This is a genomic window from Enterobacter ludwigii (assembly GCA_023023105.1).
GTDB lineage: Bacteria > Pseudomonadota > Gammaproteobacteria > Enterobacterales > Enterobacteriaceae > Enterobacter > Enterobacter adelaidei.
This window is the reverse complement of sequence record CP083824.1, coordinates 1,909,904-1,931,135: the sequence shown is the minus strand read 5'-3', so window position 1 is coordinate 1,931,135 and position 21,232 is coordinate 1,909,904. Positions and strand designations below refer to the sequence as shown.

Below are 21,232 nucleotides of genomic sequence, written 5' to 3'. Positions count from 1 at the left end.
CGGTAGGGAAATGCGCAGTAAGGCTCAAGTATTAGCAACGGTTTGCGCGCTAACAATTGTCTAAATTAACAGACAAATTATGATATTTGGTTTTTTACTTTATTTGTGATGGGGAGCAAATAAGAAGAGAAATAAAAAAGGCGAGGAATAATCTCCTCGCCTTTTCGGGTTATGATGGTGTTACTTGTTCAGTTCTGCCAGGCTCAGCCAGGTTTGCACCACGGTGTCCGGGTTCAGGGAGAGACTATCAATCCCCTCTTCCATCAGCCATGCGGCAAAGTCCTCATGGTCGGATGGACCCTGACCACAAATCCCGACGTATTTACCCTGTTTCTTCGCCGCACGAATGGACATCGACAGCAGCGCTTTCACCGCCTCGTTCCGCTCATCGAACAGCTCAGAGACCACGCCGGAGTCACGGTCCAGGCCCAGCGTCAGCTGCGTCATGTCGTTCGAGCCGATAGAGAAGCCGTCGAAGTGCTCCAGGAACTGCTCGGCCAGCAGGGCGTTGGACGGGATTTCGCACATCATGATGATCTTCAGCCCGTTCTCGCCGCGCTTCAGCCCCTGACGCGCCAGCTCGTCCACGACGGCTTTCGCCTGATCTACGGTGCGCACAAACGGGATCATGATTTCGACGTTGGTCAGTCCCATGTCGTTGCGCACGCGTTTCACCGCTTCACACTCCAGCGCGAAGCAGTCGCGGAAGCTCTCGGACACGTAGCGTCCGGCACCACGGAAGCCCAGCATCGGGTTCTCTTCTTCCGGCTCGTAGCGCTCGCCACCCACCAGGTTGGCATATTCATTAGACTTAAAGTCAGACAGACGCACGATCACGCGTTTCGGGTAGAAGGCAGCACCCAGGGTGGCAATCCCTTCGGTCAGACGGCCGACGTAGAACTCTTTCGGCGAGTCGTAGCCTTTCATCATCTCGCGGATTTCGTTCTGCAGCTTCGGATCCTGGTCGTCAAACTCCAGCAGCGCACGCGGGTGAACGCCGATCATACGGTTGATGATAAACTCCAGGCGCGCCAGGCCCACGCCTTCGTTCGGAAGGCAAGCGAAGTCAAACGCGCGGTCCGGGTTACCCACGTTCATCATGATCTTCAGCGGCAGATCCGGCATGGTATCCACGCTGGAGCTCTTCACGCTGAAGTCGAGGATATCGGCATACACATAGCCGGTATCGCCTTCGGCACAGGAGACGGTCACGTTCTGTCCGTCTTTCATGCGCTCGGTGGCGTCACCGCAGCCGACAACCGCAGGAATACCCAGCTCGCGGGCAATGATCGCCGCGTGACAGGTACGGCCGCCGCGGTTGGTGACGATAGCCGCCGCTTTCTTCATGATCGGTTCCCAGTCCGGGTCGGTCATGTCGGTCACCAGCACGTCGCCAGGCTCAATGCGGTTCATCTCGCTGATGTCGTGGATCACTTTCACCGGGCCGGCACCGATACGGTGACCGATGGCACGGCCTTCCGCCACGATTTTGCCCTGCGCGTGAAGCGTGTAGCGCTCCATCACCTGACCGCGAGAGCGGACGGTTTCCGGACGCGCCTGGACAATAAACAGCTTGCCGGTGTTCCCGTCTTTCGCCCATTCGATGTCCATTGGACGACCGTAGTGTTTTTCAATCTGTACCGCCTGCTTCGCCAGCTCCTGCACTTCGGCGTCGGTCAGGGAGAAGCGGTCACGCTGCTCCTGCGGTACATCTTCAATTTTAACCTGCTTGCCATGCTCCTGGGTTGGGGCATAGATCATGCGGATTTTTTTCGAGCCCATGGTGCGGCGCACCACCGCCGGACGGCCCGCGGCCAGAGTAGGCTTGTGGACGTAGAATTCGTCAGGGTTGACCGCCCCCTGTACCACCATCTCACCCAGACCCCACGCGGAGGTGATAAACACCACCTGGTCGAAGCCGGACTCGGTATCAATGGAGAACATCACGCCGGAAGAGCCCACGTCCGAGCGCACCATGCGCTGTACACCTGCGGAAAGTGCTACGCCGCGATGGTCATAGCCCTGGTGCACGCGATAAGAGATGGCACGGTCGTTGAACAGGGAAGCGAACACGTGCTTCACCGCCACCAGCACGGCATCGTATCCCTGCACGTTCAGGAAGGTTTCCTGCTGCCCGGCAAACGAGGCGTCTGGCATATCTTCTGCGGTTGCAGAAGAACGCACGGCAAAGGAGGCCTGCGCATCGTCAGCAGAGAGCTGGTTGTACGCATCGTGAATGGCTTTTTCCAGTTCCGGCTGGAAAGGTGTGTCGATAATCCACTGGCGGATTTGTGACCCGGCTTTGGCAAGCTCGGTAACGTCATCAATATCCGTTTTATCCAGCAGGTCGTAAATGCGCTGGTTCACGCCGCTCTGGTCTAAAAACAGGTTAAACGCATCGGCAGTTGTGGCAAACCCGTTTGGTACGGAGACACCCATACCCGACAGATTTGTAATCATTTCACCCAGGGAGGCATTTTTGCCCCCAACTCTGTCTACATCATTCATACCGAGTTGGTTATACCAAAGCACCAGCGGTGACGAGCCATTGTTGGACATCGAAACAATCCTTTTGTGATATTTGATCGGAGTAAGTAACACCTGACTACGTATTTATAGTGGCATATTTATTAGCGCTAAAAAAACGGTGAATCGTGTAAGCAATTTAAATTTTCAACTTTTCGGATACTTTCCCATCACCCACGAACCCGATGATTCCTATATATTCAGCCAGAAACCACAAAAATAAAGTCGCTATTTGAAAAATGAAATCCACTTTTCAGGAAAATCAAAAACATCGTTTCATTTATAATTAAGATAAGTTCTTTGCTGTGTAATTTACTTTTTTAATTTATGCTTTCAGGCAATTAGGTATGATATTCAGGGTGAGTAAAATGGATAATGCTGTCGATCGCCACGTTTTTTATATTTCTGATGGTACGGCGATCACCGCCGAGGTGCTGGGCCATGCGGTGATGTCGCAGTTTCCCGTTTCGATTAACAGCATCACGCTGCCGTTTGTCGAAAATGAGAGCCGCGCCAAAGCGGTGAAGGACCAGATTGATGCCATCTACCAGCAGACCGGCGTCCGCCCGCTGGTATTCTACTCGATCGTGATCCCCGAGATTCGCTCCATCATTCTGCAAAGTGAAGGCTTCTGTCAGGATATCGTCCAGGCACTGGTGGCTCCGCTGCAAAGCGAGCTTAAGCTTGATCCGACCCCGATCGCTCATCGTACCCACGGGCTAAACCCCGGCAATCTGACCAAGTACGATGCGCGTATCGCTGCCATTGATTACACCCTGGCACATGACGACGGTATCTCGCTGCGTAATCTTGACCAGGCGCAGGTGATCCTGCTTGGCGTATCGCGCTGCGGCAAAACGCCAACCAGCCTCTATCTGGCGATGCAGTTTGGTATTCGTGCCGCAAACTACCCCTTTATTGCTGACGACATGGATAACCTGGTGCTACCTGCCGCCCTTAAGCCTCTGCAACATAAGTTGTTCGGCCTGACGATCAACCCGGAACGCCTTGCCGCCATCCGCGAAGAACGCCGCGAGAACAGCCGCTACGCCTCCATGCGCCAGTGCCGGATGGAGGTCTCCGAAGTGGAAGCGCTGTACCGCAAAAACCAGATCCCGTGGCTGAACAGCACCAACTATTCGGTTGAAGAAATTGCCACCAAAATTCTCGACATCATGGGGCTTAATCGCCGCATGTACTAATATGCTAGTACATTAGCTCAGATTCAGGTATCATCATCGGCAACCACGGGGCGGTGTCGCCCCGAACTTGAAATCAGCAGGGATTGGTTTAAGGTGATGCCCATCACTTCCCGGTAGTCTGCCGATGAAGCAAAAATTTTCTGAGACATTCCATGAATAAAACCGACGAACTCCGCACTGCGCGCATCGACAGCCTGGTTACCCCAGCTGAACTGGCACTGCGGCATCCTGTTTCCGCCACCGTTGCGGAACATGTCACGGCTTCCCGCCGGCGCATTGAAAAAATCCTGAATGGTGAAGACAAACGTCTTCTGGTAGTGATTGGGCCTTGCTCCATCCACGATCTGGATGCCGCAATGGATTATGCCAAACGACTTCAGGGGCTGCGGGACAAATACCAGCATCGCCTTGAGATCGTGATGCGAACCTACTTTGAAAAACCGCGGACCGTAGTGGGCTGGAAAGGCCTGATTTCCGATCCTGATCTGAACGGTAGCTACCGCGTGAACCACGGTATTGAGCTGGCGCGCAAACTGCTCCTGCAGGTCAATGAACTGGGCGTACCAACGGCGACCGAATTTCTCGATATGGTGACCGGGCAGTTTATCGCCGATCTCATCAGCTGGGGCGCAATTGGCGCACGTACCACCGAAAGCCAAATCCACCGCGAGATGGCCTCCGCCCTCTCCTGTCCGGTCGGCTTTAAAAACGGAACTGACGGTAACACCCGTATCGCGGTAGATGCGATCCGCGCTGCCCGTGCCAGCCATATGTTCCTGTCGCCGGATAAGAGCGGTCACATGACCATCTACCAGACCAGCGGTAACCCGTACGGGCATATAATTATGCGCGGTGGGAAGAAACCCAATTACCATGCACAAGATATTGCGGCCGCCTGTGAAACACTGGCAGAGTTCGACCTTCCGGAACATCTGGTGGTGGATTTCAGCCACGGTAACTGTCAGAAACAGCATCGCCGCCAGCTGGATGTGTGCGATGAAATTTGCCAGCAGATCCGCAGCGGCTCAACCGCCATCGCGGGGATTATGGCCGAAAGTTTCATCAAGGAAGGCACGCAGAAGATCGTTGCCGGACAGCCAATAGTGTACGGTCAATCAATTACCGACCCGTGCCTGAGCTGGGAAGACAGCGAACTGCTGCTGGAGAAACTGGCTTCTGCGGTAGATACGCGCTTCTAAAATCCAGTCCTTCTCCCTCTCCCTGTGGGAGAGGGGCGGGGTGAGGGCATCAAGCCGCACTTCACCCCCAAATTTGATCCTCTCACCCTTTTTTCACAAAAACGCTTGCTGTGAATTTACAGTTTATTGATAATGATTATCATTGTTACATTGGTTGTCATTTATAAACATTATGTCACGTACGGATAACAACGCGGTAACGCCAGAAAAAACACACACAGCCCCTGCCTCCACCGAGCGTCGGATTGACAGCAAAGCCCTGCTCGGCGATGAGGGGCGGGTGATTATCGAGCATGACGGTCAGTATTACCTGCTACGCCAGACCCATGCCGGAAAACTGATCCTGACTAAATAAACAACACGATAACTTCGCCAGCCACCCAGGTGTTCCCCAGGCAGCCAGCGCTTTCGATTCTTAATGGAGAGTTGCTATGCCATACCTGCATTCCGCGTCTTTACGCCCGTCAATTTTGGCTCTGGCAGTCGTCAGTACCCTGCCGGGCGTCGCGTTTGCTGCCGCAGATGATATTACCGTCACCGCCACGGGCAACGCCCGCAGCGCCTTTGAAGCTCCGATGATGGTGAGCGTGATTGACGCCAGCGCGCCTGAGAAACAAACCGCCAGCTCTGCTGCCGACCTGCTGCGTAACGTTCCTGGTCTCACACTGGACGGCACCGGGCGCACCAACGGGCAGGACGTGAACCTGCGCGGTTATGACCGCCGCGGCGTGCTGGTGCTGGTTGACGGCGTGCGCCAGGGAACCGATACCGGCCACCTGAACAGCACCTTCCTCGATCCGTCGCTGATTAAACGTGTTGAAGTGGTTCGTGGACCATCCGCCCTGCTCTACGGAAGTGGCGCGCTGGGCGGCGTGATCTCCTATGATACTGCCGACGCCAAAGACCTGCTGGAGCCGGGAAAAAACAGCGGCTACCGCGTATTTGCTACGGGTGCAACGGGCGATCATAGCCTCGGAATGGGGGCCAGCGCGTTTGGCCGCACCGACACGCTGGACGGTCTGGTCTCCTGGTCGAGCCGTGACCGGGGTGACATTCGTCAGAGCAACGGTACAGCAGCACCAAATGATGAATCCATTAACAACATGCTGGCAAAAGGTCGATGGAAAATCGACCCGGCGCAGACCCTGAGCGGCTCCCTGCGCTACTATAACAACGACGCACAGGAACCCAAAAATCCGCAAACCATTAAAGCGGATGCCTCCAGCAACCCCATGACTGACCGTTCCACCATCCAGCGTGACGCTCAGCTGGGCTACAACATCGCGCCGGAAGGCAATGACTGGCTGAACGCCGATGCCAAAATCTACTGGTCTGAAGCGCGCATTAACGCCCAGAACATCAACGGCAGCGGTGAATTCCGCAAGCAAACCACGAAAGGTGGGAAGGTGGAAAACCGCACCCGACTGTTTAGCGACTCCTTTGCCTCACACCTCCTGACCTACGGCGGAGAATATTACCGCCAGGAGCAAAGCCCGGGCGGTGCGACGACCGGTTTCCCGGACGCAAAAATCGACTTCAGCTCCGGTTGGCTGCAGGATGAAATTACCCTGCGCGATCTGCCCATCACCCTTCTGGGGGGGACGCGTTATGACAACTATCGCGGCAGCAGTGATGGTTATGACGATGTGGATGCCGATAAGTGGTCATCCCGCGCCGGGTTAACCGTCAGCCCAGCCGACTGGCTAATGCTGTTCGGCTCTTACGCGCAGGCCTTCCGCGCGCCGACCATGGGTGAAATGTATAACGATGCGAAGCACTTCTCGATCGGCCGCTTCTATACCAACTACTGGGTGCCAAACCCGAACCTGCGTCCGGAGACCAATGAAACTCAGGAGTTCGGTTTTGGTCTGCGCTTTGACGATCTGATGCTGGCGAACGATGCGCTGGAGTTCAAAGCGAGCTATTTCGATACGAAAGCCAAAGACTACATCTCCACTACCGTCGATTTCGCAGCGGCGACCACCATGTCCTATAACGTTCCCAATGCCAAAATCTGGGGCTGGGACGTAATGGCGAAATACTCCGCCGAGATCTTCAACCTTGACCTGGCCTATAACCGCACGCGCGGGAAAGATACCGACACGGGAGAGTACATCTCCAGCATTAACCCGGACACCGTCACCAGCAAGCTGGATATCCCGGTAGCGCAAAGCGGTTTCTCCGTGGGCTGGATAGGTACCTTTGTTGACCGTTCAACGCACATCAGCAGCAGTTACAAAAAGCAGCCTGGCTACGCGGTCAACGATTTCTACGTCAGCTATCAGGGTCAGGCACAACTGAAAGGCATCACAACGACGGTGGTGCTGGGTAACGCCTTCGACAAAGAATACTGGTCACCGCAGGGTATTCCGCAGGACGGTCGCAACGGCAAGATTTTCGTAAGCTATCAGTGGTAACCCCCTCGCCCCGGTTCACCGGGGCATCCATGAAGAAGGACGAGACAATGAATCACTACACACGCTGGCTTGAGCTAAAAGAAGAAAACCCGGGTAAGTACGCGCGTGACATCGCAGGTTTAATGAACATCAGTGAAGCTGAACTGACCTTTGCCCGCGTCGGCCACGATGCCTGGCGCCTGAACGGTGAGATCCGCGATATCCTTGGCGCGCTGGAAGCCGTGGGCGAAACCAAATGCATTTGCCGCAATGACCATGCCGTTCACGAGCAGGTAGGGACCTTCACCAATCAGCATCTCCACGGTCACGCCGGGCTGGTACTGAACCCACGCGGACTGGATCTGCGTCTGTTCCTCAATCAGTGGGCGAGCGTTTTTCACATCAGTGAAGCTACCGCGCGCGGCGAGCGTCAGAGCATCCAGTTCTTCGACCATCATGGTGATGCGCTGCTGAAGGTCTACGCCACCGATAGCACCGACGTATCCGCCTGGAGCGACGTACTGAGCCGCTTTATCTTTGCCGATAATCCACCGCTGGCGTTAAAGGTGGCCGATGTCCCGGTTCACGCAGAAAACGCGCAAGCCGCGCTCGTGGACACAGAGTGGCGCGCCATGACCGACGTGCACCAGTTCTTCGGCCTGCTGAAGCGCCACAATCTCAGCCGCCAGCAGGCGTTTAACCTGGTGGGTGACGATCTGGCCTGCAGGGTAGAGAACTCCGCGCTGGCGCAGCTGCTGGAGACGGCGCGCCAGGACGGCAACGAAATTATGGTGTTTGTCGGCAACCGCGGCTGCGTGCAGATCTTCACCGGCGCGGTGGAAAAGCTGGTGCCGATGAAAGGCTGGCTCAACATCTTTAACCCGACCTTTACCCTGCATCTGCTTGAAGAAGCCATTGCGGAAACGTGGGTCACGCGCAAACCGACGGCTGACGGGCATGTCACTAGCCTGGAGCTGTTTGCCGCCGACGGCACGCAAATCGCTCAGCTGTATGGTCAGCGTACCGAAGGCGAGCCGGAACAGAGCCAATGGCGTAGCCAGATTGACGCCTTAACGGCGAAAGGGTTGGCCGCATGAAAAAATGGATCGCCGTTCTCAGCGCCCTGCCCCTGATGGCGTTTGCCGCCACGCAGGAGAAAATCGTTACGCTTGGCGGCGACGTGACGGAAATTGTCTTTGCCCTTGGCGCACAGTCGTCTCTGGTGGCTCGCGACAGTACCAGTCAGTGGCCACAGGCAGCAAACGATCTGCCTGACGTGGGATATTTGCGCCAGCTGAATGCGGAAGGCATTTTGTCCATGCGTCCCACCCTGGTGCTGGCAAGCGCCCAGGCGCAACCGTCTCTGGCATTAAAACAGGTTGAGCAAAGCCATATCAGGGTCATCACCGTTCCGGCAAGTAACGCGCTGGGCGTCATTGATGAAAAGGTGCGGGTCATCGCGCAAGCGACACATCGCGAGGTTGAGGGAGAAATCCTGCGTAACACGTTACGTCAGGCCCTGACCGCCCTGCCCGCCTCGCCACTCAACAAGCGGGTGCTGTTTATCCTCAACCATGGAGGGATGACCGCAATGGCTGCCGGACAACAGACCGCAGCGGATGCCGCCATTCAGGCGGCGGGGCTTAGAAATGCGATGCAAGGTTTTACCCGCTATCAACCGCTGTCACAGGAGGGCGTGATTGCCAGCCAGCCCGACCTGGTGGTGATTTCTCAGGAAGGTATCAACGCGCTGGGCGGTGAAGACAATCTCTGGAAACTGCCGGGTCTGGCGCAAACGCCGGCGGGACGCAACAAGCAGCTGCTGGCAATTGATGATATGGCGCTTCTGGGGTTTGGCGTGCGAACGCCGCAGGCAATTCAGCAGTTGCGCGTCAGAGCGGAGCAACTACCCTGATGTCCCGACGGATCACCTTGTCACTGTGGATACTGACCGCACTCCTCACGACGATGACGATCGTGGCGACCGGTTTTGGCGCGTTGCATCTACCGGTCAGCCTGCTGTGGAACGGCAGCGATGATGCGCTGCGTCAGATCTGGCTGACCATACGCCTGCCCCGAGTGCTGTTGGCGCTGGTTATTGGGGGTTCACTGGCGCTGGCAGGCTGTGTAATGCAGGGGTTATTTCGTAACCCGCTGGCAGATCCGGGCCTGCTCGGGATCAGCAGCGGTGCGGCGCTTGCCGTTGCGTTATGGGTGGTTATTCCGCTCTCGTTACCTGCACTGGTCATGCTTTATGCCCCGATGATCGCGGCCTTTTTCGGCGCGCTGTCTGCCACTTTCGTGATTTTCCTTCTCAGCCAGCAGCGTAACAGCTCGCTCTCCCGGTTGTTGCTAGTAGGTATCGCCATTAATGCCCTGTGCGGGGCAGCCGTCGGTGTGCTGTCATGGCTCAGTAATGATGCACAGCTTCGCCAGCTTTCACTTTGGGGTATGGGCAGCCTCGGCCAGGCACAATGGTCAACATTGCTGGCCGTCACCTCGCTGATGATGCCCACTCTTCTGGTGATATGGCGTCTTGCCAGCGCGCTCAATTTACTGCAATTAGGTGAAGAAGAAGCGCACTATCTCGGTGTGGAGGTTGCGGTTGTGCAGCGGATCCTGCTGCTGTGTAGCGCCTTGCTGGTCGCCGCTGCGGTAGCGGTCAGTGGCGTTATCGGTTTTGTCGGTCTTGTGGTCCCCCACCTGATGCGCATGTGGCTCGGGGCAGATCACCGGGCGGTGATCCCCGGATCTGTACTCGCCGGCGCGGCACTGCTGCTGATTGCGGATACGGTGGCTCGTACCCTGGTCGCCCCGGCGGAAATGCCGGTTGGTTTGCTGACCAGCCTTCTCGGCGCGCCGTGGTTTCTGTGGCTGATCTTTCGTCGTGGAGGCGAGCATGGCTGAACGCTATTGTGCAGAAAAAATAGATTTCCACACCGGACACCGGACGCTTATAAACGAGGTATCCCTGGATTTATCCATGGGTGAAATGGTGGCGTTGATTGGCCCGAATGGCGCCGGAAAATCGACGTTACTGCGGCTGCTCACGGGCTATTTAAACCCTACTGGCGGGCAGTGCAACCTGGCAGATATCCCCCTCAATGCCTGGCAGCCGGAAAGACTCGCTCGCCGCCGGGCGGTGATGCGCCAGAACACGCAGCTCGGCTTCGACTGGCCTGTGGAGGCGGTAGTCGGCATGGGCCGCGCTCCCTGGACTCGCTACCCCGAACCCGCAGTTGTTCAGGAGGTGATGCAGATTACCGGATGTTTACCGCTGGCGGGCAGGCAGTTTGCCGCACTCTCCGGTGGGGAACAGCAGCGGATCCAGCTTGCGCGGGCGCTGGCGCAGCTGTGGCACGAGGGTGCGCCGCGCGGCTGGCTGTTCCTTGATGAACCCACGTCTGCGCTGGATCTCTATCACCAGCAACATCTGCTGCGCCTGCTGAAATCCCTGACCCATCAGGGAGATCTCCACGTCTGCGTCGTGCTGCACGATCTTAATCTGGCGGCGCTGTGGGCGGATCGGATCCTGCTGTTACACAATGGCAGATTGGTCTGCGAAGGCGTACCTGAAGCTGTTTTGCAGGCTGATGCGCTGGCACACTGGTACGGGGCAGAAGTGCTCGTCGGCAGACATCCAGATTACGCCACGCCGCAGGTGTTTCTCGCCCCCTGACCAGGCTGATAAAAATCCTTCAGTGTTTCCAGCAGGGCACGCGCCGCTTTTGAAAGCTGTGTGTGCCCTGGATGGATCACGCCAATGCATTTCTCAATAAGCGGGTTATCCAGTGGAATACAGACCGCGCCTAACGCAGCCATCTGTGTTTCGCACAATGCCGGAACAGCGCTGCCGCCCAATCCACTGGCGACCATCCGCCCCACCGTCACCAGTTGATGACTCTCCAGCGCCACATCCAGTTTTCTGCCGCTTCGGGCCAGTTCCTCTTCCATCATCAGACGTACCGCTGAGGGTCGCTGCAGGGTGATGAAATCCAGCGTCAGCAGCTCTTCCCATGACAAGCGTTTTTTACCGGCAAGAGAGGAATCTTTCGGCACAATGGCGACAAATCTGTCGAGACCCAGGGGCGTAAACAGCAGGTTATGCGTGGGTGCCGGCTCAAACGCGATCCCCATCTCCACCCGCCCTTCCCGAACCATCTCGATCACGTGTTCGTTGATGACATCATGCACGGTGACGTTGATCCCGGCGTGGCGATCGCGAAAGGCTTTGAGTACCTCCGGTAAGACATTCGCGGCAAACGACGGCATGGCCGCGACCGAGATTTTGCCACGCTGTAGCGTAAAACACTGATGCATCGCCTCTTCGACGTTATCCCAGTCGGCAAGCAGTTGCCGCGCCATGGGCAAAAACGTCTCCCCTTCCTGTGTCAACGCCACTTTACGCGTGCTCCGCTGCAGCAGCGGCCCTCCCAGCACATCCTCAAGACCTTTAATCGTCAGGCTCAGTGCTGGCTGAGAGAGATTTAGCCGTTCGCTGGCGTGCGCGAAATTCAGAGTGTGAGCTACCGCTAAAAACGCGCGTAACTGTTTGACACTCATTCTCATTTTTCATCCTGTTAACTAATTGAAAAAATTTAGTTAACAGTAAATTAATAAAAAAACCAAATGAGTGAGTCACAAATTCAAAATTAACAAATGAGTCACCGCCCCTAATGATACCGGCACGGACAACGGGAGAGATGACGATGGCGGGACTGGATAAACGCGTCAGTAGCTATGCGCAAGCGCTGGATGGGCTGACGAACGGAATGACCTTGCTGGCAGGCGGTTTCGGCTTGTGTGGCATCCCAGAGAACCTGATTGCAGAAGTCAGACGCCGTCAGGTGAACGATCTGACGGTGGTTTCAAACAACTGCGGCGTGGATGGTTTCGGCCTCGGAATACTGCTTGAGACGCGGCAGGTACGCAAGGTGGTGGCGTCTTACGTGGGTGAGAACGCGCTATTCGAGCAACAGGTATTGAGCGGTGAGCTGGAGATTGAACTCACGCCTCAGGGCTCGCTGGCAGAAAAAGTGCGCGCGGGTGGAGCCGGTATTCCGGCATTTTACACCGCCACCGGTTATGGCACTCCCGTGGCGACTGGCAAGGAAATTCGTCAGTTTGCGGGGAAACACTACGTCCTCGAAGAGGCCATTACGGGTGATTTCGCGCTTATCAAAGGCTGGAAAGCAGACTGGTACGGCAACGTTATCTATCGCCATACCGCGCAAAACTTTAATCCGCTGATGGCCACGGCGGGCCGGATAACCGTTGTGGAGGTGGAAGAAATTGTTCCTCCGGGCGAACTGCCTCCGTCCGCTATTCACACCCCAGGAATTTACGTCGACAGAGTGATTGTCGGCCAGTTTGAAAAACGCATTGAACAGCGCACGCTGCGCGCGGAAGGAGTCTGACAATGTTGACCCGTGAACAGATGGCAATGCGCGTCGCTCGCGAGCTGCGCGACGGTTACTACGTCAACCTGGGGATCGGCATCCCTACCCTGGTGGCGAACTACATTCCACCGGGGATGGATGTGATGCTCCAGTCGGAAAACGGTCTGCTGGGAATGGGGGAATTCCCGGATGAACGGAACCTCGACGCCGACATGATTAACGCCGGTAAACAGACGGTGACCGCGCGGATCGGTGCTGCCATTTTCGACTCGGCTCAGTCATTCGCCATGATCCGTGGCGGTCATGTCGATCTGACCGTATTGGGTGCGTTTGAAGTGGACGTCGAAGGGAATATCGCCTCGTGGATGATCCCCGGGAAGATGGTGAAAGGGATGGGAGGAGCAATGGATCTCGTTGCCGGGGCACAGAACATCATAGTGGTAATGACCCACGCGTCAAAAAGCGGTGAGTCAAAGCTACTCCCCCGCTGCACGCTGCCACTCACGGGCGTGGGCTGCATCCGTCGGGTCTTAACCGACCTCGCGTTACTGGAGATCAAGGACGGCACGTTCATTCTTCGGGAATACGCTCCGGGGGTGAGTATCGACGAGATCGTGGCGAAAACGGCCGGGAAAATAACAGTGGCGGACGACGTTCGCGAGATGCGCTTCAGCTGAGGACTCAACATGAAAAACGTCATGATTGTCGGGGCAGCGCGAACCCCTGTGGGTGGTTTTCGCGGCTCGCTCGCCTCCCTTTCTGCAGTTGAACTGGGTGCAGTAGCGGTACAACACCTGCTTGCGACCAGCGGTTTGCATGCAGATCAAATAGACGAGTTGCTCTTCGGTCAGGTGCTGACGGCAGGCTGTGGACAAAACCCCGCGCGCCAGACGGCAATCCGCGCCGGGTTACCTGTCAAAACGCCCGCGACAACGGTCAATCTGGTGTGTGGTGCGGGCTTAAAAGCGGTGCAACTGGCCGCGCAGGCGATCCGCTGTGGCGATGCCGACGTGGTTATCGCGGGCGGTCAGGAGAGCATGAGCAACGCGCCTTATCTGCTGGACGGTGCGCGATCAGGGTTGCGTTTTGGTCATACAGACCTGCAGGACAGCATGATTACCGACGGGCTATGGGATGCGTTCAACGATTACCACATGGGGATCACCGCAGAAAACATCGCCCGGCAGTACGGCATTTCGCGCGAGCAGCAGGACGCCTTTGCCGCCCGGTCGCAGCAAAAAGCTGCATCCGCGGCTGAATCCGGTCGATTCGACGCCGAAATAGTGCCAGTGACGGTGAAACAGGGTAAAAAGCCGCCCCTGATCATCAGCCGTGATGAACAGCCCCGGCCGGGAACCACCGCAGAACAGCTCGCGCAACTGCGCCCCGCGTTTTTACACGAGGAAGGCACGGTCACGGCGGGTAATGCCTCAACGCTCAATGATGGTGCCGCTGCGGTACTGTTGATGAGCGAGGAAAAAGCACGGGAAAGCGGTTTGCCGATCCTGGGCCGCATCGTGAGTTACGCCGTGACGGGCGTTGACCCATCCGTGATGGGAATTGGTCCGGTCAGTGCCTGTCAGACGGCTCTGGCGCGGGCTGGCTGGACGCTCGATGACGTGGATCTCATTGAAGCCAATGAAGCCTTTGCGGCGCAAGCGCTGGCGGTGGGCAAGCTGCTCGGCTGGGATGAGTCAAAGGTGAACGTCAACGGTGGCGCGATTGCGCTGGGTCATCCGATTGGTGCTTCCGGCTGCCGCATTCTCGTCACGCTGCTGTACGAAATGCAGCGTCAGGGGGCTAAAAAAGGACTCGTCACCCTGTGCGTAGGCGGCGGACAAGGCATCGCTCTGACCGTCGAGCGTTAAACATCTCGTTGGTACCCGAATATAACAATGATAGTGAGGAGTCGTAATGAGTGTGTTAATTGCCCTGGCGGCACTGGCATTGCTGATGCTGGCGGCCTATCGCGGATATAGCGTTATTTTGTTTGCGCCGATTGCGGCGCTGGGTGCAGTGTTGCTGACCGACCCGGGGGCTGTTGGCCCGACGTTTACCGGTCTGTTTATGGAAAAAATGGTGGGCTTCGTCAAGCTCTACTTCCCGGTGTTTCTGCTGGGTGCCGTTTTTGGCAAGCTGATTGAGCTTTCCGGTTTCTCACGATCGATCGTCGCCTCCGCTATTCGGATCCTCGGTCGTCGCCACGCGATACCGGTCATTGTTCTGGTCTGTGCGCTGTTAACCTATGGCGGCGTTTCGCTGTTCGTGGTGGCGTTTGCGGTCTACCCGTTTGCCGCCGAACTGTTCCGCCAGAGCGGCATCCCTAAACGTCTGATCCCAGCCACCGTGGCACTGGGCGCGTTTTCGTTTACCATGGACGCCTTGCCCGGCACGCCGCAGATCCAGAATATCATCCCCACCAGCTTCTTTGGCACGAACGCCTGGGCCGCACCGTGGCTGGGGCTGATAGGCTCCCTGTTTATTATCGTATTTGGCCTGCTCTGGCTGGAGCGCCAGCGTCGTAAGGCGTTCAATAACAATGAAGGCTACGGCACGGATCTGAAAAATGAACCTGAGACGCCGGATAACATTAATCTGCCGCATCCGCTGATTGCCCTCTCCCCGCTGCTGGTGGTGGGCATCCTGAATCTGCTGTTTACCCGCTGGATCCCTGGCTGGTACGGTACTAGCCATGAGCTTACCCTACCCGGCCTGGCGAAGCCGATTGTGACCGAGGTGAGCAAGATCACCGCCATCTGGGCCGTTGAGGCGGCGCTGATCTCCGGCATCATGCTGGTGCTGATTTTTGGTTTTCGCAATATCCGCGGGCGTCTGGCTGAAGGCAGCCGGACGGCGGTTAGCGGCGCCATTCTGGCAGCGATGAATACGGCCTCTGAATATGGTTTCGGGGCCGTTATTGCTGCACTGCCTGGTTTTCTGGTGCTGTCAAAAGGGCTGGCCGCAATCCCAAACCCGCTGTTAAACGAAGCGATCAGCGTGACCGTCCTCGCCGGGATCACCGGTTCCGCCTCCGGGGGGATGAGCATTGCACTCGCGGCAATGTCTGACAGCTTTATTGCCGCTGCGCACGCCGCCAATATTCCTCTGGAAGTACTGCACCGCGTGGCCTCGATGGCAAGCGGTGGTATGGACACGCTTCCCCACAATGGCGCGGTGATTACCTTGCTGGCAATCACCGGCCTGAGTCATCGTCAGGCCTATGGCGGTATTTTCGCCATCACCCTCATAAAAAGTCTGGCAGTGCTTTTTGTCATTGCCGTGTTCTATCTGACCGGCATTGTTTAAGGAGAGAAAAATGAATCTGAAGGGTAAAACCGCTCTGGTGACCGGTTCGACAAGCGGTATTGGACTTGGGATCGCCCGCGTGCTGGCGAAGGCCGGGGCGCAGCTGATCCTCAACGGTTTCGGCGACAGCGAATCAGCAAGAGAAGAGATTGCGCAACTCGGCCAAAAGCCGGGCTATCACGATGCAGACCTGCGTGACGTACTGCAAATTGAAGCCATGATGCGCTACGCCGAATCGCAGTTTGGTAGTGTGGATATTCTGATTAACAATGCCGGAATACAGCATGTGGCCCCTGTTGAGGTATTTCCGGTAGAGAAATGGAACGACATTATCGCGCTGAATCTCTCTTCCGTGTTTCACACCAGCCGGCTGGCACTGCCTGCCATGCGTGAGAAAAACTGGGGCCGTATCATTAACATTGCCTCCGTTCATGGGCTAGTCGCGTCAAAAGAAAAGTCGGCCTATGTCGCCGCCAAGCATGGCGTGGTGGGCTTTACGAAATCCCTGGCGCTCGAAACCGCCCGCACGGGGATTACCGCCAATACGATCTGCCCGGGCTGGGTACTGACTCCTCTGGTACAACAGCAAATCGACAAACGCATTGCCGATGGCGTCGCACCAGACCAGGCACGAGACCAGCTTCTGGCGGAGAAACAGCCTTCAGGTGAGTTTGTCACCCCGGAACAGTTGGGCGAACTGGCGCTATTTTTGTGCAGCGACAGCGCCGTAAATGTCCGGGGCGTCGCATGGAACATGGATGGTGGGTGGGTCGCACAGTGACGGGTAAGCCGGGTGAGCGTCGCGTCACCCGGCAAAATGACTAACTTGAGCAGCTTACCTCCAGCCGCTTGCCCCAGTCAGGCGGGCGGCTGACGTAATCGTCATCCCTGTCGGCAAACGGCGTGCGTAACGCCACATGCAGACGGTGTAACTCGTCATACTCACCCTGCTCTGCCTGCTCAATCGCCCGTTGGGCCAGCCAGTTGCGTAACACCATCGCCGGGTTCGCCGCGTTCATCTGCGCATGCCGGGTGGTATCGTCAACCTGCTCTTGCTGCAACCGCGTGCGGTACCGGGCAAACCAGTCGTCAAACGCCTGCCTGTCGATAAACTCGTCCCGCAACGGTGAGGCGGCACTGTGCTGCTCCGTCTGGCCCAGCATCCGGAAAGTACGGGTATAATCACTGCCTTCACGCGCCATCAGGGCAAACAGGTCATTGAGGATCTCGTTATCCCCCCTTTCCTGGGTCATCAGCCCCAGCTTATTGCGCATCAGCATGCCGTATTCACGCAGCAAAATATCCTGATAGCTATCGAGCGCGTCATTCAAGGCATCAACGTCGATAAACGGTGACAGCGTTTGCGCAAGACGTTGCAGGTTCCACAATCCAACCGCAGGCTGATTGTCAAAGCTGTAACGGCCCTGATAATCGGAGTGATTACAGATATATCCCGGCTGATAATCATCAAGGAACCCAAACGGACCGTAATCAAAGGTCAACCCCAGGAGCGACATGTTGTCCGTATTCATGACGCCGTGGGCGAATCCTACCGTTTGCCAGCGCGCGATCATTGATGCAGTACGGGCAATCACATCCCGGAACCAGAGAACGTATTTATCATCCTCATCCTGCAAATGTGGCCAGTGATGAGCGATAGCGTAGTCTGCAAGCTGACGCACCTTTTCCGTCTCGCGGCGATAGTAAAAGTGCTCAAAATGGCCAAAGCGCAAATGACTTTGCGCAATGCGCATCAGCAACGCCCCTTTTTCCATCGTTTCGCGCGCAACCGGCGTGTCGCTGGTGACAATCGACAGCGCACGAGTGGTCGGGATCCCCAGCGCATGCATCGCTTCAGATGCCAGGCATTCACGAATCGTTGAACGTAATACCGCACGCCCATCCCCCATCCGCGAGTAAGGGGTAAGGCCTGCGCCTTTCAGGTGCCAGTCAACCGTCTCCCCGGTGGGAAGCTGTTGTTCACCAAGCAGGATCCCCCTGCCGTCGCCCAGTTGCCCCGCCCAGACGCCAAACTGGTGTCCACTATAGACCTGAGCCAGGGGTTTCATGCCTGTGAGGAGCTTTTCGCCCCCCCAGACGCCAGCGCCGTCTGAAGGCTGAAACATGGCAGGTGGAATCGCCAGCTCCTCTGCCAGCCGATCGTTGTGCCAGATAAGACGCGAATTTTGTAAGGGTGTTGGTTTGAGTGCTGTGTAAAAACCAGGCAACTCGTCATGCCAGTGAGCAGTAAAAGACAGGGTCATAAGTCCTCCTGCTTTTAGTGTAGAGGGTTTACCCGCACTTAAACACGGGCGAAAGAAAGGGTTATCGCTGAACCAGCGTGGTGACGTGCTCTGCACTGACCGCTGGCCAGAGCGCTCCCTGCATCGCGCCGACGTTAAAGGACAAGACACGTTGCAACAGGTTGTGATCGTCGATTCCGGCTACGATGACAGACTGGCAATGGGGTGTTATCTGCCAGAGAATTGCACGCATAAAAGGTTCAAAAGAAAGCTCCGATGCACGCTGCTGAATGAACCCTTTGTCGATGATCACCCGTTTAAATAATCCATCATAGACGGCTTTGAGGGATGCTGCGCCTGCACCAAAGTTTGCCAGAACCAACGGGAAATGAATCGCCATTCTTGCCAACTGGAGATCGTCTTTTCCGTTATTTAAACCTGGATAGTTCTCATTAACAGTAAACTCAATAAACGGATAACGCTCAAGGATTGAAACAGCGTTTCCATTGCTTAATAAAAACTCAACAATAACAGGTGTAATATTGATCCATGCAATTAACTGATGCTGAATAAAAAACAGTTTGCAGGTATCAAGCAATTGCAGTTTCTCGTTAAACAACGCTAACTCTTCTGTCGCTGTAAGACGAGGGATAACGAGGTCAGTGGGGATCCTTACATCAGTGCCGACGCCAGTAAAGTTAACCAGAACCTCTAAACCTTTAAGCTCACCTGCACTATTACGGGCAGGCATGAACAATAGTTCAGACTGGTAAGCATTATCTAGCGTAATTATCATTGCACTCGCCCCGCATTAAAGATGAGAGAGGACATCCTGGAGCAATTGCCGACACAATTCCACTGTCTTGATTTTAATAAGATTAATTTCATTAGTTCCGTATTAATTTTCAGATTTATCCCTGAATCTAAAATAATCTTATCCTGGTTACTGAATAATAGCCAGTTTTAGATAAAACAGACACATGCGGGCTTAGCTAATTTTAGGTAAATTTAACTTTAATCATCTTATTTGCGAAAAAACGACATGATTTATTCGCTACCATGCCGTCATAAAGACACATCCGGGGCAGACTAAATACGTCGTGCTTGCCAGAAGTTTTTACGCCAGTACACATTATCGAGAGAAGATCGCATCACTCCGCGGCTGGTCGAGGCGTGAATAAACTGATTGTCTGTATCATAAATTCCAACGTGAAGACCGCTTTCACCCGACCCGGTTTTGAAAAACACCAGGTCTCCAGGCAGAAGCTCATCTTTATCAATTTCAGTCCCTATTTCTGCCTGCTTGCGCGTTTCGCGCGGAAGCTGTAAGTCAAACTTGTCGCGGAACGTCATCAGGACAAAACCAGAACAATCTACACCGCCACGGCTCATGCCGCCATAGCGATAAGGCGTACCGCGCCAGTTGCTCAGCTGATCGTTGAGACTGGCAATGACGGTAATTGAATCTGAAAGCCGTGGGTTAGGTGGCGGCGCACGATGGCTACTGCATCCCGCGAGAAATAACGCTGCCATCAGGAGAAACCAGAATCGCATTTTCAGACGAATCCTCTGCTTTTTTTGTTCTTTTCGTAATTTAGCGTGCAACTGTGCTAACAGGCAAGAAACGGTTACTCCTGCCCGGTAGAAATCAGCATCTTATGTCCCTCTATATCCAACCTGCGGAACGACATATTGTACGCAAGAGCAAGATTTGGCGGCGTAAGAACCTGATCCCGCATCCCGCTGGCGATCATCTTTCCACGTGACAGCAACCACACCCGGTGGGCATGCCGCAAGGTATGGTTGAGGTCATGACTGCTCATTACCACGGCGATACCCTTTCGGCTCAGACTACTTAACAGCGAATCCAGCGCCGCCTGCTGCGCCACATCCAGACCGCTCATCGGCTCATCCAGAAGCAGCATCCGCCCGTGAGGGTTACCTGCCGGGTGAATCTGAACAATGACCGCCGCCAGGCGCACCCGCTGCCATTCTCCGCCGGAAAGCTGGCTGGCGTGTCGGGACAGTTTATCTTCTAGCCCCAGGGCCGCAGCCACTTCAGTCAGCAGTGCCGTATGTTGTTTGTCGTGCAAATGCAGCATCAGATAATGCCAGACAGGCATCGCAAAAGGGGGCATTTGTTGCTGCACAAGGTAACTGCGCCGGTGCGCCAGCGAGACCGGCGACCAGTCGGTTAGAGTATGCTCCAGCAGCGATATCTGCCCTTGCCCGGAGGTTAGCCCCGCCATACGGGCCAACAACGTGCTCTTCCCTGCGCCGTTGGGCCCAACAAGATGCAGGATCTCTCCCGCATTGAGGGTACCGGTTATCGGCTCCAGACGTCCCTTCTCGGCAACGTCCGTGAGCTGCATCAGCAACGACATTATTTCGCCAGCGCCAGCTTGATAGATTCCATGACAATCGGATCTTCAGGCGTCATATCCGGCGAAAAACGCTGAATCACCTGGCCATCACGACCAATCAGGAATTTTTCAAAGTTCCACAGAATATCATCCGGGTAGAGCGGTGCCCGACCTTTGCTCGCCATACGTTCATAAAAGCCGCTGCCTTCTGGCGCAACGGCTGTCGGCGCGGCAGCAATCAGCTTCGCATACAGCGGATGGCGATCTTCGCCGTTAACATCAATTTTGCTGAACAGCGGGAACGTCACACCGTAGGTCGTACTACAAAACGTTTTGATCTCTTCTTCGCTTCCCGGCTCCTGGCCCAGGAACTGGTTGCAGGGGAAACCCAGCACGGTGAAACCGTCTTTCTCCCACGCTTTCTGAATGTTCTCCAGCTGCTCGTACTGTGGCGTCAGGCCACATTTGGATGCCACGTTGACGATCAGCAATACATTGCCTTTGTAGCCTTCCAGCGTGGTGTTATCGCCATCAATGGTGGTCACTTTGGTGTTCAGGATATCTGACTGCATAGCATTCCCTCTGGTTGTCTTACGGA

At 55.8% G+C, this 21,232-nt stretch carries 20 protein-coding genes; 13 read left to right on the top strand and 7 right to left on the bottom strand.

Annotation, left to right across the window (positions count from 1 at the left end):
* Positions 1-180: 180 nt before the first annotated feature.
* Positions 181-2,559 carry a phosphoenolpyruvate synthase gene (ppsA, locus tag LCD46_09300; protein ID UOY72481.1) on the bottom strand — a complete coding sequence of 793 codons (2,379 nt, stop codon included), beginning with the start codon at positions 2,557-2,559 and terminating at the stop codon, positions 181-183.
* Positions 2,560-2,894: 335 nt separating this feature from the next.
* Here ppsA and ppsR point away from each other — a divergent pair, with 335 nt between their 5' ends.
* From ppsR to LCD46_09260, 8 genes are all read left to right on the top strand, one after another.
* Positions 2,895-3,728, top strand: a complete 834-nt coding sequence (gene ppsR, locus LCD46_09295; GenBank protein UOY72480.1) for a posphoenolpyruvate synthetase regulatory kinase/phosphorylase PpsR — start codon at positions 2,895-2,897, stop codon at positions 3,726-3,728.
* A gap of 152 nt (positions 3,729-3,880) precedes the next feature.
* Complete coding sequence (gene aroH / locus LCD46_09290) at positions 3,881-4,927, top strand: 3-deoxy-7-phosphoheptulonate synthase AroH (protein UOY72479.1); 1,047 nt, start codon at positions 3,881-3,883, stop codon at positions 4,925-4,927.
* Positions 4,928-5,099: 172 nt separating this feature from the next.
* Positions 5,100-5,282 (top strand): hemin uptake protein HemP, encoded by a 183-nt coding sequence (hemP, locus tag LCD46_09285; protein ID UOY72478.1) that lies wholly within the window; start codon positions 5,100-5,102, stop codon positions 5,280-5,282.
* 76 nt (positions 5,283-5,358) lie between these two features.
* On the top strand, positions 5,359-7,344 hold the full coding sequence (locus LCD46_09280; protein UOY72477.1) for a TonB-dependent hemoglobin/transferrin/lactoferrin family receptor: 1,986 nt from the start codon (positions 5,359-5,361) through the stop codon (positions 7,342-7,344).
* A gap of 47 nt (positions 7,345-7,391) precedes the next feature.
* Positions 7,392-8,420, top strand: coding sequence for a hematinate-forming heme oxygenase ChuS (gene chuS, locus LCD46_09275; protein UOY72476.1), 1,029 nt, complete (start codon positions 7,392-7,394; stop codon positions 8,418-8,420).
* Positions 8,417-9,238, top strand: coding sequence for a hemin ABC transporter substrate-binding protein (locus LCD46_09270; GenBank protein ID UOY72475.1), 822 nt, complete (start codon positions 8,417-8,419; stop codon positions 9,236-9,238). Before chuS ends, LCD46_09270 begins: the two co-directional genes overlap by 4 nt.
* Entirely contained in the window at positions 9,238-10,230 is a 993-nt protein-coding gene (locus tag LCD46_09265) for an iron ABC transporter permease (GenBank protein ID UOY72474.1), read from the top strand. Before LCD46_09270 ends, LCD46_09265 begins: the two co-directional genes overlap by 1 nt.
* The gene (locus LCD46_09260; GenBank protein ID UOY72473.1) at positions 10,223-11,002 is read left to right on the top strand and encodes a heme ABC transporter ATP-binding protein; all 780 of its coding nucleotides are present in this window, start codon (positions 10,223-10,225) and stop codon (positions 11,000-11,002) included. Before LCD46_09265 ends, LCD46_09260 begins: the two co-directional genes overlap by 8 nt.
* Here LCD46_09260 and LCD46_09255 read toward each other — a convergent pair.
* Positions 10,969-11,892 (bottom strand): LysR family transcriptional regulator, encoded by a 924-nt coding sequence (locus LCD46_09255; GenBank protein ID UOY72472.1) that lies wholly within the window; start codon positions 11,890-11,892, stop codon positions 10,969-10,971. The two genes, LCD46_09260 and LCD46_09255, sit on opposite strands and share 34 nt — an antisense overlap.
* A 140-nt stretch (positions 11,893-12,032) precedes the next feature.
* On the opposite strand from LCD46_09255, the gene LCD46_09250 reads away from it, so the two are divergent.
* Genes LCD46_09250 through LCD46_09230 form a run of 5 tightly spaced genes read left to right on the top strand, consistent with a single transcriptional unit; the run spans position 12,033 to position 16,809 of the window.
* Complete coding sequence (locus tag LCD46_09250; GenBank protein UOY72471.1) at positions 12,033-12,740, top strand: CoA transferase subunit A; 708 nt, start codon at positions 12,033-12,035, stop codon at positions 12,738-12,740.
* Positions 12,741-12,742: 2 nt separating this feature from the next.
* Positions 12,743-13,399 (top strand): CoA transferase subunit B, encoded by a 657-nt coding sequence (locus LCD46_09245; GenBank protein UOY72470.1) that lies wholly within the window; start codon positions 12,743-12,745, stop codon positions 13,397-13,399.
* 9 nt (positions 13,400-13,408) lie between these two features.
* A complete protein-coding gene (locus LCD46_09240) occupies positions 13,409-14,590 on the top strand; it encodes an acetyl-CoA C-acetyltransferase (GenBank protein ID UOY72469.1) in 1,182 nt (393 codons plus the stop codon).
* A gap of 46 nt (positions 14,591-14,636) precedes the next feature.
* Positions 14,637-16,028: a GntP family permease gene (locus LCD46_09235; GenBank protein ID UOY72468.1), complete on the top strand. Its 1,392-nt coding sequence runs from the start codon at positions 14,637-14,639 to the stop codon at positions 16,026-16,028.
* Positions 16,029-16,038: 10 nt separating this feature from the next.
* On the top strand, positions 16,039-16,809 hold the full coding sequence (locus LCD46_09230; GenBank protein ID UOY72467.1) for a 3-hydroxybutyrate dehydrogenase: 771 nt from the start codon (positions 16,039-16,041) through the stop codon (positions 16,807-16,809).
* A gap of 40 nt (positions 16,810-16,849) precedes the next feature.
* Here the strand turns inward: LCD46_09230 and LCD46_09225 are convergent, their stop codons facing one another.
* From LCD46_09225 to LCD46_09205, 5 genes are all read right to left on the bottom strand, one after another.
* Positions 16,850-18,292, bottom strand: a complete 1,443-nt coding sequence (locus LCD46_09225; GenBank protein UOY72466.1) for a YdiU family protein — start codon at positions 18,290-18,292, stop codon at positions 16,850-16,852.
* A 61-nt stretch (positions 18,293-18,353) separates the two neighbouring features.
* Positions 18,354-19,067: an EAL domain-containing protein gene (locus LCD46_09220; protein ID UOY72465.1), complete on the bottom strand. Its 714-nt coding sequence runs from the start codon at positions 19,065-19,067 to the stop codon at positions 18,354-18,356.
* A 293-nt stretch (positions 19,068-19,360) separates the two neighbouring features.
* Positions 19,361-19,825, bottom strand: coding sequence for an NlpC/P60 family protein (locus tag LCD46_09215; protein ID UOY72464.1), 465 nt, complete (start codon positions 19,823-19,825; stop codon positions 19,361-19,363).
* A 74-nt stretch (positions 19,826-19,899) separates the two neighbouring features.
* Complete coding sequence (gene btuD / locus LCD46_09210) at positions 19,900-20,655, bottom strand: vitamin B12 ABC transporter ATP-binding protein BtuD (GenBank protein ID UOY72463.1); 756 nt, start codon at positions 20,653-20,655, stop codon at positions 19,900-19,902.
* Positions 20,655-21,206 (bottom strand): glutathione peroxidase, encoded by a 552-nt coding sequence (locus tag LCD46_09205; protein UOY72462.1) that lies wholly within the window; start codon positions 21,204-21,206, stop codon positions 20,655-20,657. The genes btuD and LCD46_09205 overlap by 1 nt, the downstream gene beginning before the upstream one ends.
* Between the last annotated feature and the right edge of the window lie 26 nt (positions 21,207-21,232).